This is a genomic window from Nocardia beijingensis NBRC 16342 (assembly GCF_001612785.1).
In the GTDB taxonomy this organism is placed as follows: domain Bacteria; phylum Actinomycetota; class Actinomycetes; order Mycobacteriales; family Mycobacteriaceae; genus Nocardia; species Nocardia beijingensis.
The window spans coordinates 93335-109025 of record NZ_BDBC01000015.1 but is presented as its reverse complement, the minus strand read 5'-3'; the positions used below and the strand labels follow the sequence as shown (position 1 = coordinate 109025).

The window sequence follows — 15691 nt, the reverse complement described above, 5'->3', positions numbered from 1 at the left end:
GGCCTCACAGGTAAAAGCGGCGATCTCGCCGTCTTGCTGCGTGTGCCTCGGAGGAGAAGAAGGAATGGAAGAGACTTTCGACGACTACCTGGACGAAACCGGGAACATCCGTATTCCCGAGGATCACACCCTGGTTGATCACGTCGAGAAGCACACCAGGAACGACGCGAACACCCTGGCGTATCGCTACATCGACTACTCGCGCGAGCGCGACGGCGAGGCGCAGGAGTTGACGTGGCGTGAGTTCGGCATTCGGCTGCGCGCGGTGGCCGCTCGACTGCAGCAGGTGACCAACCCGGGCGACCGGGTCGCGATCCTCGCGCCGCAGGGCTTGGACTACGTGATCTCCTTCTTCGCCGCGATCTACGCGGGCACCATCTCGGTCCCGCTGTTCGACCCGGACGAGCCGGGCCACACCGATCGCCTGCACGCGGTGCTCGGCGACTGTGAGCCATCGGCCATCCTGACCGCGAGCTCCTCCGCGGCCGGGGTCCGGCAGTTCTTCCGCTCGCTGCCCGCCGCCCAGCGCCCGCGCATCATCGCGGTGGACGCGATTCCCGACAGCGTCGGCGAGAGCTGGGTGCGTCCGGACATCGCGATCGACGACATCGCCTACCTGCAGTACACCTCGGGTTCCACCCGGGTGCCCGCGGGCGTGGAGATCACCCACCGCGCGGTGGGCACGAACCTGCTGCAGATGGTCGACGCGATCAACCTGGACTGGAACTCGCGCGGCGTCACCTGGCTGCCGCTGTTCCACGACATGGGCCTGCTGACGGTGATCCTGCCCGCGGTGGGCGGCAAGTACATCACCATCATGTCGCCGAGCGCGTTCGTGCGCCGCCCCTACCGGTGGATCAAGGAGCTGGCCGCGGTTTCCGACGGCGCCGGAACGTTCGCCGCCGCACCGAACTTCGCGTTCGAGCACGCCGCGGCGCGCGGCCTGCCGAAGAACGGCGAGTCGCTGGACCTGTCGAACGTCATCGGCCTGATCAACGGCAGCGAGCCGGTGACCACGTCGTCGATGAAGAAGTTCAACGAGGCGTTCGCCCCTTACGGCCTGCCCAAGACCGCCATCAAGCCGTGCTACGGCATGGCCGAGGCCACGCTGTTCGTCTCCGCCACCAAGGCCGAGGACGAGGCCAAGGTCACCTACGTCGACCGCAAGGAACTCAACGCGGGACGCATGGTGAAGGTCGACCCGAGCCACGAGGACGCGATCGCGCAGGTGTCCTGCGGTTACGTCGCGCTCTCGCAGTGGGCGACGATCATCGATCCCGAATCCGTGGAGTCCGGCGGCGGCCGCGAGGTGCCGGACGGGCACGTCGGCGAGATCTGGCTGCACGGCAACAACATGGGCATCGGCTACTGGGGTCGTCCCGACGAGACCGCGGCGACGTTCCACAACAAGGTCACCGAGCGCCTGCCGGAAGGCAGCCACGCCGAGGGCACCGCGCCGGACGCGAACTGGATGCGCACCGGCGACTACGGCGTGTACTTCGAGGGCGAGCTCTACATCACCGGACGGGTCAAGGACCTGGTGATCGTGGACGGACGCAACCACTACCCGCAGGACCTGGAGTTCTCCGCGCAGGAAGCCAGCAGCGCGCTGCGTCCCGGCTTCGTGGCGGCGTTCTCGGTGCCCGCCAACCAGCTCCCGGCCGAGGTGTTCGAGCAGGGCAGCCACTCCGGTCTGCAGTTCGACGCCGACGACGCGTCCGAGCAGCTGGTCATCGTGGGTGAGCGCGGTCCCGGTGCGGGCAAGGCCGATCCGCTGCCGATCGCCGACGCGGTGCGCGCGGCGATCTCCCAGCGCCACGGCGTGACCGTTCGTGACGTGCTGCTGGTGCCGGCGGGGTCGATTCCGCGCACCTCCAGCGGCAAGATCGCCCGCCGCGCCTGCCGGGCGGCCTATCTGGAGGGAACGCTGCGGGGTGGTTACACCCAGCAGGCTTTCCCCGATGCACCGGAAGAGTAATTGCCAGGGGCGGCCTCGGACCGACCATCGACGCTCGGCGCCGAGCTTCCCACGCGCCGAGCGTCAATTCACGGTACGCCCGGTACGCAGACAGGTAGCTTGAGGAATTGATGGCTGACAACGAGGGCACGCCCACCCAGACGACCGACACCCCGCCCGTGGAGGCCGTCGCCGACGCGTCGGCCACGGCCGAGGCAACCAACGGCGGCGCGCAGACCGACATGTCGGTCGCGGAGCTGCGTGAATGGTTACGGCGCTGGGTCTCCGAAGCGACCGGGCAACCGATCGAGCAGATCACCGTCGACCGGCCGATGGAGGAGTTCGGGCTCGCCTCGCGGGACGCCATCGCCCTCGGTGGGGACATCGAGGAACTGACCGGCGTGCTGCTGAACGCGACGATCGTCTATCAGCATCCGACCATCGCCGCGCTGGCCGAGCGGATCATCAACGGCGAGCCGGACCTGCCGGAGGAAACCGGGGACGACTCGTTCTACACCGCGGGTTACCGTCCCGGCGAGGCGCACGACATCGCGATCGTCGGTTTGTCGACGCGGCTGCCCGGCGCGGGCGACACCCCCGAGTCGACCTGGGACTTCCTCATCGGCCGCGGTGACGGCATCCGGGAGCGGCCGGAAGGGCGCTGGTCGGAGTTCATGGCCGAGCCGCAGCTGGCCGAGGCGATCGAGAAGGCCAACACCAAGGGCGGCTACCTCGATCAGGAGGTCGTCAAGGGCTTCGACGCCGAGTTCTTCGCCATGTCGCCGGTCGAGGTCGAGCGGGTCGATCCGCAGCAGCGCCTGATGATGGAGCTGACCTGGGAGGCCCTCGAGCACGCACGGATTCCGGCCAGCGAGCTCAAGGGCGAGCCGGTCGGCGTGTTCATCGGCTCTTCCGGCAACGACTTCATGCTGCTCGCGGCGCTCGGGCTGGGCAGTGAGCGCGATCCGAACGTGCCGGTGTCGGCCGAGGCGTACGCGATCATGGGCAGCGTCAGCTCCATCATCCCGAACCGGGTCTCCTACTTCTTCGACTTCCGCGGTCCGTCGGTGTCCGTCGACACCGCGTGCTCCTCGACCCTGGTGGCGGTGCACGAGGCGGTGCAGGCGCTGCGCAACGGTGACGCGGATCTTGCGCTGGCCGGTGGCGTGAACATGCTGCTGGCGCCGATGGCCACCCTCGGCTTCGACGCCAACGGCGGTGTCGCCAAGGACGGGCACATCAAAGCCTTCTCCAACGACGCCGACGGCATGGTCCGCTCCGAGGGCGGCGGTCTGGTGGTGCTGAAGCGCCTGGCCGACGCCGAGCGCGACGGCGACACGATCTACGCCGTGATCAAGGGCACGGCGGTCAACAACGACGGCCGGTCCAACGGCCTGCTCGCCCCGAATCCCGACGCGCAGGCCGAGGTGCTGCGCCGCGCCTACCGGGACGCGGGCATCGCGCCGTCGGCGGTCGACTACATCGAGGCGCACGGCACCGGCACCCTCATCGGCGACCCGATCGAGGCCGACGCGCTCGGCCGCGTGGTGGGCCGTGGCCGCGAAGCCGACAAGCCCGCGCTGCTCGGTTCGGCCAAGACCAACTTCGGTCACCTGGAGTCCGGCGCCGGTGCGGCGAGCCTGGCGAAGGTGGTCATGTCGTTGCAGCACAACGTCATTCCGCCGAACATCGGCTACGCGGGCCCGAACCCGTACATTCCGTGGGACCAGGCGCGGCTGAAGGTCGTCGAGGAGCCCACCGAGTTCCCGCGCTACAGCGGCAAGGCCACCATCGGCATCTCCGGCTTCGGTTTCGGCGGCACCAACGCGCACATCGTCGTCCAGGAGTACGTGCCCGCCGCCGAGACCCAGGCCCCGTTCTCCGAACTCGAGTCCCAGCTCGACGAGGACACCGTGGAGGAGACCACCGAAGCGGTGGCGGAATCCGAAGCCGGTGATGCCGTGGCCGAGGTGGCGGAAGCCGTCGCGGAGTGGACCGCCGAGCGCACCGAGCCGTTGCCGCAGATCCTGCCCGTGTCGGGCTATCTGCCGTCGCGCCGCCGCCGTGCCGCCGCCGAGCTGGCCGACTGGCTGGAGTCCGAGGCGGGCGCGCGGACCCCCCTCGCCGATGTGGCGCGGTCGCTGGCCAAGCGCAGCCACTGGCGTTCGCGCGGCGTGGTGCTGGCCAAGACGCACGAAGAGGCGATCGCCGGACTGCGCGCCATCGCGGCGGGCAAACCGGGGCCCGGCGTCTTCACCGCCGACGCGCCAGCGGCCATGGGTCCGATGTGGGTGCTGGCCGGTTTCGGCGCGCAGCACCGCAAGATGGGCAAGCAGCTGTACCTGGAGAACTCGATCTTCGCAAAGGCCGTCGACGAGGTCGACGAGCTGGTGCAGGACGAGGCCGGGTACTCGGTGCGCGAACTGTTCCTCGACGACAGCCAGGACTACAACGTCGGCACCTCGCAGGTCGGCATCTTCACCATCCAGGTCGGCCTGGCCGCGCTGCTGCGCGCGCACGGCGCGGAACCCGAAGCGGTGGTCGGTCATTCCATGGGTGAGGTCGCGGGCGCGTACATCGCCGGTGGTCTCTCGCTGGAGGACGCGGTGCGCGTGATCTGCGCCCGTTCCCGCCTGATGGGCGAGGGCGAGCAGATGATCAGCGACGACGACGTGCGCAACATGGCGCTCGTCGAGTACAGCGCCGAGGACGTGGCCGCCCTGCTGCCGGAGTACCCGGACGTCGAGGTCGCGGTGTACGCGGCGCCGACCAACACGGTGATCGGCGGCCCGCAGGACCAGGTCGCGGCGATCGTCGCGCGGGTGGAGGCGGCGGGCAAGTTCGCCCGGGTGCTGCAGACCCGCGGCGCGGGCCACACCTCGCAGATGGATCCGCTGCTCGGCGAGCTGGCCGCTGAGCTGGCCGGTATCGAGCCGACCAAGCTGAAGACCGGCCTGTACTCGACGGTGCACAAGGAAGAGTTCTTCCGCTCCGGTCACGACCCGATCCACGACGAGGACTACTGGGTCAAGAACATGCGCCACAGCGTGTACTTCACCAACGCGGTGAAGCTCGCGGTGGACGCAGGGCACACCACATTCCTGGAGCTGGCGCCGAACTCGGTCGCGCTGATGCAGGTGCTCGGCACCACCTTCGCCGCGGGCGTGCACGACGCGCAGCTCATCCCCACGCTCAAGCGCAAGGAGGACGAGTCCGCGGGTGTGATCGCCGCGCTCGCCCAGCTGTACGTGCACGGGCACAAGGTGGATCTGTTCTCGCTCGTCGGTCCCGGCGAGTACGCCGACGTTCCGCGCACCACGTTCGTGCGCAAGGAGTACTGGCCGAAGGTCCAGCTGTCCTCGGGCGGCAACGGCAGGCTTCCCGGTGCGCACGTGGCGCTGCCGGACGGCAGGCACGTCTGGGAGGTGCAGGCGTCCGCGGTGTCCGACCTCGCCGGGCTCGTGCGTGTCGCGGCGGCGCAGGTGCTCAGCGACGTGTCGCTCGGCGCGTCGATCCCGCACGCGCCGATTCCGGCCGCGGGCACGCTCACCACCACGCTCACCCCGCATCCCGGTGGCGCCTCGGTGCAGGTGCACGCCAAGGAAGGCAGCGCCTTCCGCCTGGTGTTCGACGCCGTGGTGACCTCTGGCGCTCCGTTGCCGGAACCCGTTGCGGCCGAGTCCGTTCCCGCGGTCGCGGCGCAGCCGCAAGGTGAGGCCGACCTCGAGGTCGTGGAGACCTTCGGCGACCGGTGGGATCCGAACGGCACGCAGAGCGTCGAGGAACGGCTCGCCCTGATCGTCGCGGAGTCCATGGGTTACGCGGTCGAGGATCTCCCGATGGAGATCCCGCTGATGGAACTCGGCTTGGACTCGCTGATGGCGATGCGCATCAAGAACCGTGTCGAGTACGAGTTCGACATCCCGCAGTTGCAGGTGCAGGCGGTGCGGGACGCGAGCCTGCACGAGGTCGGCAAGGTGCTGCGGTACGCGATCGAGCACCGCGACGAGGTGCAGGCGATGGCTGATCAGCAGGCCGCCGACAAGGCCGCGGGCGGTACCGGCGAGCTGGCCGTCGACGCAGATTTCATCGCCACGGCCCGCGCGGCGCTGGCCACCGGCGCCGACCCGGTCGCGGCGGTGACGGGTGCCGCGCCCACGTCGCCGGAAACCGCTGCCGCCGAGTCCGATTCGGTTTCCGCCAGCCAGGAGGACGCAGCCGGAGGCGACGCGGCTCCCACCGCGGAACCGGTCGCCGAGGCCGCACCGGCTCCCGCGTCGCCCGCGGCGGTGTTCGGCGGCGGCGCCCAGTCGTCCGCCGACGAGGACGACGTCCCGCCACGCGACGCCGCCGAGCGCCTGACCTTCGCCACCTGGGCGGTGGTCACCGGCAAATCCGCCGGCGGCATCTTCAACACCCTGCCGATCCTCGACGAGGACACCGCGGAGAAACTGGCCGCGCGCCTGACCGAGCGGGTCAAGGCCGAGGTCACCGTGGACGACGTGCTCGACTGCGAGACCATCGAGCAGCTGGCCGACATCGTCCGCAACTTGCAGGACAGCGGCGCGGATGTGGACGGATTCGTTCGTCCGCTGCGGGCGCGGCCGGAAGGCTCGGATGCCGTGCCGGTCTTCGTGTTCCATCCGTCCGGCGGAAACACGCTGGTGTACGAACCCTTGCTGAAGCGGCTGCCCGCCGACACACCGATGTACGGCTTGGAACGGGTCGAGGGCTCCATCGAGGAACGAGCCCGCCAGTACCTTCCGGAGCTGCGCAAACTCCAGGGCGACGGTCCGTTCGTGTTGTACGGCTGGTCGCTGGGTGCGGTGCTGGCCATGCAGACCGCGCAGCTGCTTCGCGCCGAGGGCGCCGACGTGCGCGTGGTCGGCCTGATCGACCTGGCCATTCCGACGCAGGGCGAGGACAACAGCCCCGAGGAGCGGGTGCGCCGGATCGAGCGCTACCAGGCCTTCGCCAAGAAGACCTACGGCGTCGACGGCGAACTCGACCGCGAACAGCTGGAGACGCTGGCCGCGGCCTCCGACGAAGAGCAGTTCAAGATGATCAGCGACCTGATCAAGATCAGCGGCACGAAGATTCCCGGTGGCGTGCTCGAACACCAGCGCACCTCGTGGATCGAGAGCCGCGAGCTCGCCAAAACCCAACCGTCGCAGTACGACGGCAATGTGGTGCTGTACCTCGCCGATCGCTATCACGACGGGATGATCGAGCTGGAGCCACGCTTCGCCGACCGGCTGCCCAATGGCGGTTGGAACGAATACATCCCGAATTTGGAGGTCGTCCATATCGCGGGCGACCACCTGCAGATCATCGACGAACCGCGGATCGGCAAGATCGGAGCCGACCTGACCGCGAAGCTCGCCGCGATCGAGGCGAAAGGGGCCAAGTGAGCACGACTGCCGAGAAACTCGCCGACCTGCGCAAGCGCCTGGATCTGGCGCAGGAGCCAGCGGGTGAAGCGGGGATCGCCAAGCGGGCGAAGAAGGGCATTCCCAGCGCCCGCGACCGGATCAACATGCTGCTCGATCCGGGAACGTTCGTGGAAATCGGCGCGCTGGTGCGCAAACCGGGCGATCCCGCCGCGCTCTACGGCGACGGCGTGGTCACCGGGCACGGCTTGGTCGAAGGCAGGCCCGTCGCGGTGTTCTCGCACGACCAGACCGTTTACGGCGGTTCGGTCGGCGAGATGTTCGGCCGCAAGGTCGCCGGAATCCTGGAGTACGCCGCCAAGGTGGGCTGCCCGGTGGTCGGCATCAACGACTCCGGCGGCGCCCGCGTGCAGGAAGCGGTGACCTCGCTGGCCTGGTACGCCGAACTGGGGCGGCGGCAGGAGCCGCTGTCCGGGCTGGTCCCGCAGATCTCGATGATCCTCGGCAAATGCGCCGGTGGCGCCGTCTACGCCCCGATCAACACCGATGTGGTGGTGGCGACCGAAGAGGCGTACATGTTCGTCACCGGGCCGAAGGTGATCCGTGAGGTCACCGGCGAGGACGTGAGCCTCGAAGAGCTCGGCGGCGCGCGCAGCCAGGCGGAATACGGCAACATCCACCATGTGGCCAAGGACGAGGCGGCCGCGTTCGAGTGGGTCCGCGACTACCTGAGCTATCTGCCGACCAGTTGCCAGGAGCTGGCGCCGATCGTGAATCCCGGCTTGGAGCCGGAGATCACCGACACCGACCTGGAACTGAACTCGATCGTCCCGGACTCCGACAACTCCGGGTACGACATGCACGAGATCCTGCTGCGCATCTTCGACGACGGCGCCTTCCACGAGGTCGGCGCTTCGGCGGGACGCAACGTCATCACCGGCTTCGCCCGGGTGGACGGCCGCAGCGTCGGCGTGGTGGCCAACCAGCCGATGGTGTACGCGGGCGCGCTGGACGCCCGCGCCTCGGACAAGGCGGCGCATTTCGTGCGCCTGTGCGACGCGTTCGAGATCCCGCTGGTGTTCGTCGTGGACACGCCGGGGTTCCTGCCCGGTGTGGAACAGGAGAAGATCGGCGTCATCAAGCGCGGCGGACGGTTCCTGTTCTCCTATGTGGAGGCCTCGGTGCCGAAGGTCACCGTGGTGATCCGCAAGTCCTACGGCGGCGGTTACGCCGTGATGGGCTCCAAGCAGCTGGGCGCCGACGTGAACCTGGCCTGGCCGACGGCGCGGATCGCGGTCATGGGCGCGGAGAGCGCGGTCAGCCTGATCGGGGCCAAGCAGATCGACGCAGCGCCCGAGGACCAGCGCGCGGCGATTCGCCAGCAGATGATCGACTTCTACAACGCCACCGTGGCGACGCCGTGGGTGGCCGCCGAACGCGGATACGTCGACGCGGTCATCGAGCCTGCGACGACCCGGCTGGAAATTCGTCGCGCGCTGCAACTGTTGCGGGACAAGGCGGTTGCCCGCAACCCGCGCAAGCACCACTTGCTGCCGTTGTAGCACCGGAACACGATCGGGCCGCATCCCCTTGGGGTGCGGCCCGATTCGCGTATCGCTATCGAATGATCAGCTGACGGTGGCGGATTCGATGACGACATCGTCGACCGGCACGTCCTGATGCATGCCCGCCGACGAGGTGGCGACGCCCGCGATCTTGTCGACCACGTCGGTGCCCTCGGTCACCTCGCCGAATACGGCGTAGCCCCAGCCCGCCGGGGTGGGAGCGGAGTGGTTGAGGAAATCGTTGTCGGAGACGTTGATGAAGAACTGCGCGGTGGCCGAGTGCGGGTCGTTGGTGCGCGCCATCGCGACGGTGTACTTGTTGTTCTTCAGGCCGTTGTTCGCTTCGTTCTGGATCGGGTCTTTGGTGCCCTTCTGGCGCAGTCCGGGCTCGAACCCGCCGCCCTGGATCATGAAGCCGGGGATGACGCGGTGGAAAATGGTGCCGTTGTAGTGGCCGGCGTTCACGTAGTCCACGAAATTGCGCACCGTGTTCGGCGCTTTCTGATCGTCCAGTTCGAGCACGATCGATCCGTAGTTCGTCGAGAGATTCACCTTGGTCATACCCCCACCTTTCCATTTCTCCGCCACGGGTGAGCCATTCGGCTCCTGTTTCCTGTGCTCGCGGTCCGATCAAGGTGGCTGATCTTGTATGTACGTGGGGATACTGATCAGGCACACCCGAAAGGCGAGTGGCGCTGAACGCCGGAATCGAACCCGACGCTCGCGACACCTGACTAGTACGGCCTAAAGACCCGGTGCGGCGACGGAGCCAGATAGCATTGCCAACCGTGCCCGACGCCGCAACCGCTGTTCTGACGAAACCTCCCGCCGCCCCGGTGGTGACCCCGAACGATTTCCGCACCGCCCGGCTCATCGCGCTGGTGGCCGGAGTGCTCGGGGCCTTGTTCGCGCTCGCGACGCCGTTCTTGCCGGTCACGCAGACCACCGCGGTGCTGAACTGGCCGCAGGGCGGGACGCTCGGCAACGTGCAGGCGCCGCTGATGTCGCAGGTCCCGATCGACCTGAAGGCGACGATCCCGTGCGAGACGATCGCCCAGCTACCCGAGCGCGGCGGCATGCTGCTGGCCACCGCGCCGCCGCAGGGTGACCGGGCCGCGCTGGAAGCGCTGTTCGTGCGGGTCTCGGAAACCTCGGTGGACGTGGTCGACCGCAACGCGGTGGTGGTGTCGGCCGACCGCGGTCGCATGGGCGAGTGCACGTCGCTGAGCATCACCTCCGACAGCGAGCGCACCTACAGCGGGTTCAACGGGCTGACCAGGCAGGTGGAGCGTCCGGTCGAGGGTGGGGCACCCGGGGCGACCGAGCTGGTCACCGTGCCGGTGGAGGGGACGCTCGGCGGCGATCTGCGGCCCCAGGTGGTCGGCGTGTTCTCCGACCTGAAGGGCGCGGCGCCCAACGGGTTGTCGTTCACCATGACGGTGGACACCCGCTTCTCCTCCAGCCCGACCGCGATCAAGCTGATCGCGATGATCGCGGCGGTGCTCTGCACGCTGATCGCGCTGGCGGCGCTGGCCCGGCTCGACAGCAGCGACGGGCGCGGGCACCGCCGGTTCCTGCCCGCGAACTGGCTGAAGCCGACCTGGGCGGACGGCGCGGTGGTCGGCACGCTGCTGCTGTGGCATTTCGCGGGCGCGAACACCTCCGACGACGGCTACATCCTCAGCATGGTCCGGGTGGCTCCGCACGCGGGGTACATGGCCAACTACTTCCGCTGGTACGGCGTGCCGGAGGCGCCGTTCGGCTGGTACTACTACGTGATCCAGATCTTCTCGGAGATCTCCACCGCCAGTCCCTGGGTCCGGCTGCCCGCGCTGGCCTGCGCGATCCTGTGCTGGCTTGTGATCAGCCGCGAGGTGGTGCCGCGGCTCGGCCGCGGGGTGCGCACCAGCAAGGTGGCGCTGTGGACCGGTGGACTGGTGTTCCTGGCGTTCTGGCTGCCGTTCGACAACGGCCTGCGCTCCGAGCCGATCGTCGCGCTCGGCGCGCTGCTGACCTGGGTGTCGATCGAGCGGGCCATCGCGACCGGGCGGCTGCTGCCCGCGGCGGTGTCCGTGCTGGTGGCGGCGTTCACCCTGGCGGCAGCGCCGACCGGCCTGATGTGTGTGGCCGCCCTGCTGGCCGGTATCCGTCCGATGGTGCGCATCGTGGTGCGCAAGCACCGGCAGTTCGCCGCGCTCGGCGCCGGGCGATGGGGCTCGACGCTGCCACTGCTCGCGCCGATCGGCGCGGCGGGCGTGCTGGTGCTGACGGCCGTCTACACCGACCAGACCTTCGCGGGCATCCAGGAGGCCAACCGGGTCCGTCAGGTGACCGGGCCGAACCTGGCCTGGTACGAGGACTACCTGCGCTACTACTACCTGTTCGTGGAGACCGTCGACGGCTCGCTGTCGCGCCGCTTCGCCTTCCTGGTGATGCTGCTGTGCCTGTTCACCACCATGTTGGTGCTGCTGCGGCGCAGGCAGGTGCCGGGTATCGCGAGCGGGCCGACCTGGCGGCTGATGGGCGTGGTCTTCGGCACGATCTTCTTCATGATGTTCAACCCGACCAAGTGGACCCACCACTTCGGCGCGTACGCGGGCATCGCGGGTTCGCTGGCGGCGGTCACCGCGGTCGCGGTCTCGGCGAGCGCGTTGCGGGCCAGGAAGAACCGGGCCATCTTCCTGGCCGGGTTGCTGTTCGTGCTCGCGGTCGCGTTCTCCGGCATCAACGGTTACTGGTACGTGTCCAGCTTCGGCGTGCCGTGGTTCGACAAGCGCATCTCGCTGCACGGCTACCAGTCGAACACCCTGATGCTCGTTCTGTTCGGCCTGGCGCTGGCGTTGGTCGGGTGGTACGCGCTGCGGGAGGACTACACCAAGCCGCAGCCGTCGGCCAAGACGGCGCGCGGCAGGCGGATCCGACGGTTCGCCGCGATCCCGCTGACCGTGGTCGCCGCGCTGATGGTCGCACTCGAGGTGCTCTCGCTGGTCAAGGGCGCTGTCTCGCAGTATCCGGCGTACTCGCTGGCCCGCTCGAACATCGACGCGCTCGGCGGCAGCACCTGCGGCCTGGCCAACGACGTGCTGGTGGAGCCGGACCCGAACGCGGGCAAGCTGGAGCCGATCATCGACCCGGCGCATCCGCCGACCGATCCGTCCGACCCGCTGGCCGGCGTCGACCCGGTCGGATTCGATCCCAACGGCGTGCCGAACGATCTGTCCGCCGACAGCGTCGAAGTGAAGCCGGGCACCGGTAACACCTCGACCCAGTCGGTCGGCGCGGCCTTCGCCGAGGGGCAGAGCGCGGGCACGGGCGGTGGTCAGGGCGCGCGCGGCGTGAACGGCTCCACCGTCGCCCTGCCGTTCGGCCTCGACCCGGCGACCACGCCGATCCTCGGCAGCTACCAGAACGGCATGCAGCAGCCCGCCAACGTCACGTCGAGCTGGTACCAGCTGCCCGCGCGGTCGGCGGACAAGCCGCTGGTGGTGATCTCCGCCGCGGGCCGCATCCTCTCCTTCGACGACACCGGCGCGATGAAGTACGGCCAGTCGCTGACCGTCGACTACGGCAAGCGGCAGCCCGACGGCAGTGTGCAGAAGCTCGGCACCTACCTGCCGCGCGACATCGGCCCGTTCCCGTCCTGGCGCAACCTGCGGGTGCCGCTGGACGAGATCGCGCCCGACGCCGACGCGGTACGCATCGTCGCCAACGACCCGATCCTGATCGGGGACCAGTGGCTGGCGTTCACGCCGCCGCGGATGCCGAAGCTACAGACGCTCAACAGCCTGCTGGGTTCCCAGCAGCCGATCCTGCTGGACTGGGCGGTCGGCCTGCAGTTCCCGTGCCAGCGTCCGTTCGACCACCGCAACGGCGTCGCCGAGGTGCCCGGCTACCGCATCCTGCCGGACCGCCCGCTGGCCATCAGCTCGACCAACACCTGGCAGGCCGAGGAGTTCGGCGGCGTGCTCGGCTTCACCCAGATGCTGGCCAGGTCCACCACCGTGCCCACCTACCTGAAGAACGACTGGGCGCGCGACTGGGGGTCGCTGGAGCGCTACGACCAGTACGACCGCAACGCCGTCCCGGCGAAGCTGGACACCGGCACCGCCACCCGCTCGGGCTTGTGGTCCCCGGGCAGCATGCGGGTGTTCTGACGTTCGGGACCAGTCGGCTAGAGGGCCGTCGCGCAGGAAACTGTGCGACGGCCCTTTGTTGTCACGGATCACCAGCCGTCAGGCCTGCCGGGACAACTATACACACATAAGTGTGTATAGTTGATGCATGGCTCGGCTCAATGTCTACGTGCCCGACGAACTAGCTGAACGCGCGCGTGAACGTGGACTGAACGTGTCCGCGCTTACTCAGGCCGCGATTCTCGCCGAACTCGAGAAGACTGCCACCTCGGCTTGGCTGGCCGAGTTCGCTGATCGACCAGCGGTCTCCCACGAAGCTACCCTCGACGCTTTGGATTCGTCTCGGGATGAGTTCGGCAGGTGACCTCTTCCGAACAGATCGTGCTGGATGCCAGCGCGATGGTCGACCTTCTCGTGCGCAACGATCGCACGGCCGCCGTGATCGAGCGAATCACGCCAACTATCATGCATGTCCCGGCGCACTTCGACGCTGAAGTGCTGTCCGCGCTGGGACGACTGAATCGGGCCGGCGATTTGACCGACACCGACGTCGAGACTGCGCTGAGCCGTCTCGCACGCGCGCCATTGACTCGTCATCCATTGATGAATCTGACCAAAGGCGCTTGGGCTCGCCGCGCGGCTATCAGGCTGACTGATGCCCTATATGTCGAACTCGCCGAACAGCTGGACGTGCCGCTGATCACCACGGACGGGCGTTTGGCTCGAGCGGCTTCACGCGCTGAGGACATCCGCGGTATGGCCGAGCGTCGCGAATAGCGGGGTGTGTGGGACGTGCCGATACCCGTCGATGTCGCGTTCAGCGAGCCGGCTATGGGCTAAGTGCCCAGACGCAGGGCCGCCGCGCAGGTTGATCCTGCGCGGCGGCCCTGCCGAGTATGTTCCGGTGCGATGCCGGGCGCTCAGACCTTCAGCCGAAGGCCGAGCTCGCGCCGGAGCACCTCTTGCGAAGGGAGGCGGCCGAGCACGCGCAGCACCGCTGGTCGCAGCTCCCGTTGTTCCTCTTCGCTGAGCAGTCCGACAAGATCGCGCAGATCCATTTCATCGAATGCCGTTGTCATGGCAATCAGATTAAGGCCACCGGCCCGATTCGTCCTGCGATGCGTAGCCACAGGTGGGAGCACATTTTCAGACCGGACAACCGGTTTACTGCAAGCTGCTGTCATAGCGCGCCCGCGCGGCGATGACGTCGTCCATGCGGGTCTCGGCCCAGGCTTTCACCGCGCTCATGACCGGCTGGAGGCTGTGCCCCAGCGGGGTGAGCTCGTAGTCGACGCGGACCGGCACTTCCGCGGTGATCCGTCGCTCCACCAGCCCGTCGCGTTCCAGTCCGCGCAGCGTCTGGGTGAGCATCTTGGGGCTCACGCCCGCGATGATCCGGTTCAGTTCGCCGTAGCGGAGCGGCCCCTCGGCGAGCGCGGCCAAGACGAGGCTCACCCATTTGTCGCTGATCCGGTCCAGCAGTTGCCGGGTGGGGCACTCGGCGATATACGCGTCGTACCGCTGTTTGGCCAGCTCACGGCGCTGCGCCGCGGTCTTCGTCGCCATCGGGAGCACCTCGCTGCCTCTAACGCACTTTCGGGTAACTACTACCCAACAGATAGTAGCTATTCCTAGGTTGGTCGGCAGCAGAGAGAAAGGAACATCATGCGTGCAGTGGTAGTCCGCCGACCGGGACCGGAAGCCGTGGTGGAGATCGTGGATGTGCCGACGCCGCAACCGGGCCCCGGCTCGGTTCGCATCGCGGTCGCGGCGGCGACGGTGAATCCCGTGGATCTGATGGTGCGGGCGGGTGTGGGCGGCACGCCCTTCGCCGCGCCACGCGACCAGTGGGGCGTCGGCTGGGACGTGGCGGGCACGGTCGACGCGATCGGCGACGGCGTCACGGAGTTCACGGTGGGGCAAGCGGTGATCGGAATCAGCGACCGGCTCGACGTCTCGCTCGGCGCGCAGGCCGACTACGTGGTGCTGGAGGCGGGGAATGTCGCGCCCGCCCCGGTTTCGGTGTCGCCGGTGCAAGCGGCCACCATCCCGCTCAACGGTCTCACCGCGCTCCAGGCCCTCGACGCGCTGGATCTCGCGTCCACCGACACACTGCTGGTGACCGGCGCGGCGGGCGCGGTCGGCGGCTTCGCGGTCGAACTGGCGGCGGCGCGCGGAGTCCGGGTGATCGCGTCGGCCACGCCCGCCGACGAGGACGCGGTGCGTGCCCTGGGCGCCACCGATTTCGTTCCGCGCCAGGCATCCCTGCCGGACGCCGTGCGCGCCATCGTCCCTGGCGGCGTCGACGCCGCCCTGGACGCGGCCGCCATCGGCCCGGCGGCACTCGCCGCGGTACGCGGCGGCGGCCGCTTCGCATGCGTCAGTCCTCCGAACACCCCGATCCCCTTGCGCGGCACGACCGTCCACACGGTCCTGATCCGCGCCGACCGAGCCCAACTCGACTACCTCGTCACCCAAGTCGACGCAGGCAACCTGACCCTCCGCGTCGCGGAAACCCACCCCCTCACCGCCGCCCCGGAAGCCCAGAAACGCCTCGCCCTCGGCGGCCTCCGCGGCCGACTCGTCCTCACCCCCTGACACCCCTCCGCGAGTGGCACATGCTGTGGCGAATCGCGAGAAGCGCTC

At 68.7% G+C, this 15691-nt stretch carries 10 protein-coding genes; 7 read left to right on the top strand and 3 right to left on the bottom strand.

The window, feature by feature from the left end:
- Positions 1-64 precede the first annotated feature (64 nt).
- The 3 genes from fadD32 (at position 65) to NB3_RS10225 (ending at position 8909) form a co-directional block, all read left to right on the top strand.
- Positions 65-1978: a long-chain-fatty-acid--AMP ligase FadD32 gene (fadD32, locus tag NB3_RS10235; protein WP_067800083.1), complete on the top strand. Its 1914-nt coding sequence runs from the start codon at positions 65-67 to the stop codon at positions 1976-1978.
- A 110-nt stretch (positions 1979-2088) separates the two neighbouring features.
- On the top strand, positions 2089-7368 hold the full coding sequence (gene pks13, locus NB3_RS10230) for a polyketide synthase Pks13 (protein WP_084486089.1): 5280 nt from the start codon (positions 2089-2091) through the stop codon (positions 7366-7368).
- The gene (locus NB3_RS10225; RefSeq protein ID WP_067800080.1) at positions 7365-8909 is read left to right on the top strand and encodes an acyl-CoA carboxylase subunit beta; all 1545 of its coding nucleotides are present in this window, start codon (positions 7365-7367) and stop codon (positions 8907-8909) included. Before pks13 ends, NB3_RS10225 begins: the two co-directional genes overlap by 4 nt.
- 66 nt (positions 8910-8975) lie before the next feature.
- Here the strand turns inward: NB3_RS10225 and NB3_RS10220 are convergent, their stop codons facing one another.
- Positions 8976-9473, bottom strand: a complete 498-nt coding sequence (locus NB3_RS10220) for a peptidylprolyl isomerase (RefSeq protein ID WP_067800077.1) — start codon at positions 9471-9473, stop codon at positions 8976-8978.
- Between the two features lie 227 nt (positions 9474-9700).
- On the opposite strand from NB3_RS10220, the gene NB3_RS10215 reads away from it, so the two are divergent.
- The 3 genes from NB3_RS10215 (at position 9701) to NB3_RS10205 (ending at position 13822) form a co-directional block, all read left to right on the top strand.
- Positions 9701-13066, top strand: a complete 3366-nt coding sequence (locus tag NB3_RS10215; RefSeq protein ID WP_067800074.1) for an arabinosyltransferase domain-containing protein — start codon at positions 9701-9703, stop codon at positions 13064-13066.
- Positions 13067-13193: 127 nt separating this feature from the next.
- Positions 13194-13409 (top strand): type II toxin-antitoxin system CcdA family antitoxin, encoded by a 216-nt coding sequence (locus NB3_RS10210; RefSeq protein WP_067800071.1) that lies wholly within the window; start codon positions 13194-13196, stop codon positions 13407-13409.
- Positions 13406-13822, top strand: a complete 417-nt coding sequence (locus NB3_RS10205; protein ID WP_244891847.1) for a type II toxin-antitoxin system VapC family toxin — start codon at positions 13406-13408, stop codon at positions 13820-13822. The genes NB3_RS10210 and NB3_RS10205 overlap by 4 nt, the downstream gene beginning before the upstream one ends.
- Before the next feature lie 143 nt (positions 13823-13965).
- Here the strand turns inward: NB3_RS10205 and NB3_RS35535 are convergent, their stop codons facing one another.
- Both NB3_RS35535 and NB3_RS10200 read right to left on the bottom strand, forming a co-directional pair.
- Complete coding sequence (locus NB3_RS35535) at positions 13966-14124, bottom strand: hypothetical protein (protein WP_168434190.1); 159 nt, start codon at positions 14122-14124, stop codon at positions 13966-13968.
- Positions 14125-14209: 85 nt separating this feature from the next.
- Positions 14210-14611, bottom strand: coding sequence for a winged helix-turn-helix transcriptional regulator (locus tag NB3_RS10200; protein WP_067800068.1), 402 nt, complete (start codon positions 14609-14611; stop codon positions 14210-14212).
- Positions 14612-14710: 99 nt separating this feature from the next.
- On the opposite strand from NB3_RS10200, the gene NB3_RS10195 reads away from it, so the two are divergent.
- Positions 14711-15643, top strand: coding sequence for an NADP-dependent oxidoreductase (locus NB3_RS10195; RefSeq protein ID WP_067800066.1), 933 nt, complete (start codon positions 14711-14713; stop codon positions 15641-15643).
- The last annotated feature ends 48 nt before the right edge of the window (positions 15644-15691 follow it).

Excerpts from the sequence above, each read along its gene's own strand:
- fadD32 (WP_067800083.1), top strand. The coding sequence starts at position 65 with ATGGAAGAGACTTTCGACGACTACCTGGACGAAACCGGGAACATCCGT.
- pks13 (WP_084486089.1), top strand. The coding sequence starts at position 2,089 with ATGGCTGACAACGAGGGCACGCCCACCCAGACGACCGACACCCCGCCC.
- NB3_RS10220 (WP_067800077.1), bottom strand. The coding sequence starts at position 9,473 with ATGACCAAGGTGAATCTCTCGACGAACTACGGATCGATCGTGCTCGAA.
- NB3_RS10210 (WP_067800071.1), top strand. The coding sequence starts at position 13,194 with ATGGCTCGGCTCAATGTCTACGTGCCCGACGAACTAGCTGAACGCGCG.
- NB3_RS35535 (WP_168434190.1), bottom strand. The coding sequence starts at position 14,124 with ATGACAACGGCATTCGATGAAATGGATCTGCGCGATCTTGTCGGACTG.
- NB3_RS10200 (WP_067800068.1), bottom strand. The coding sequence starts at position 14,611 with ATGGCGACGAAGACCGCGGCGCAGCGCCGTGAGCTGGCCAAACAGCGG.
- NB3_RS10195 (WP_067800066.1), top strand. The coding sequence starts at position 14,711 with ATGCGTGCAGTGGTAGTCCGCCGACCGGGACCGGAAGCCGTGGTGGAG.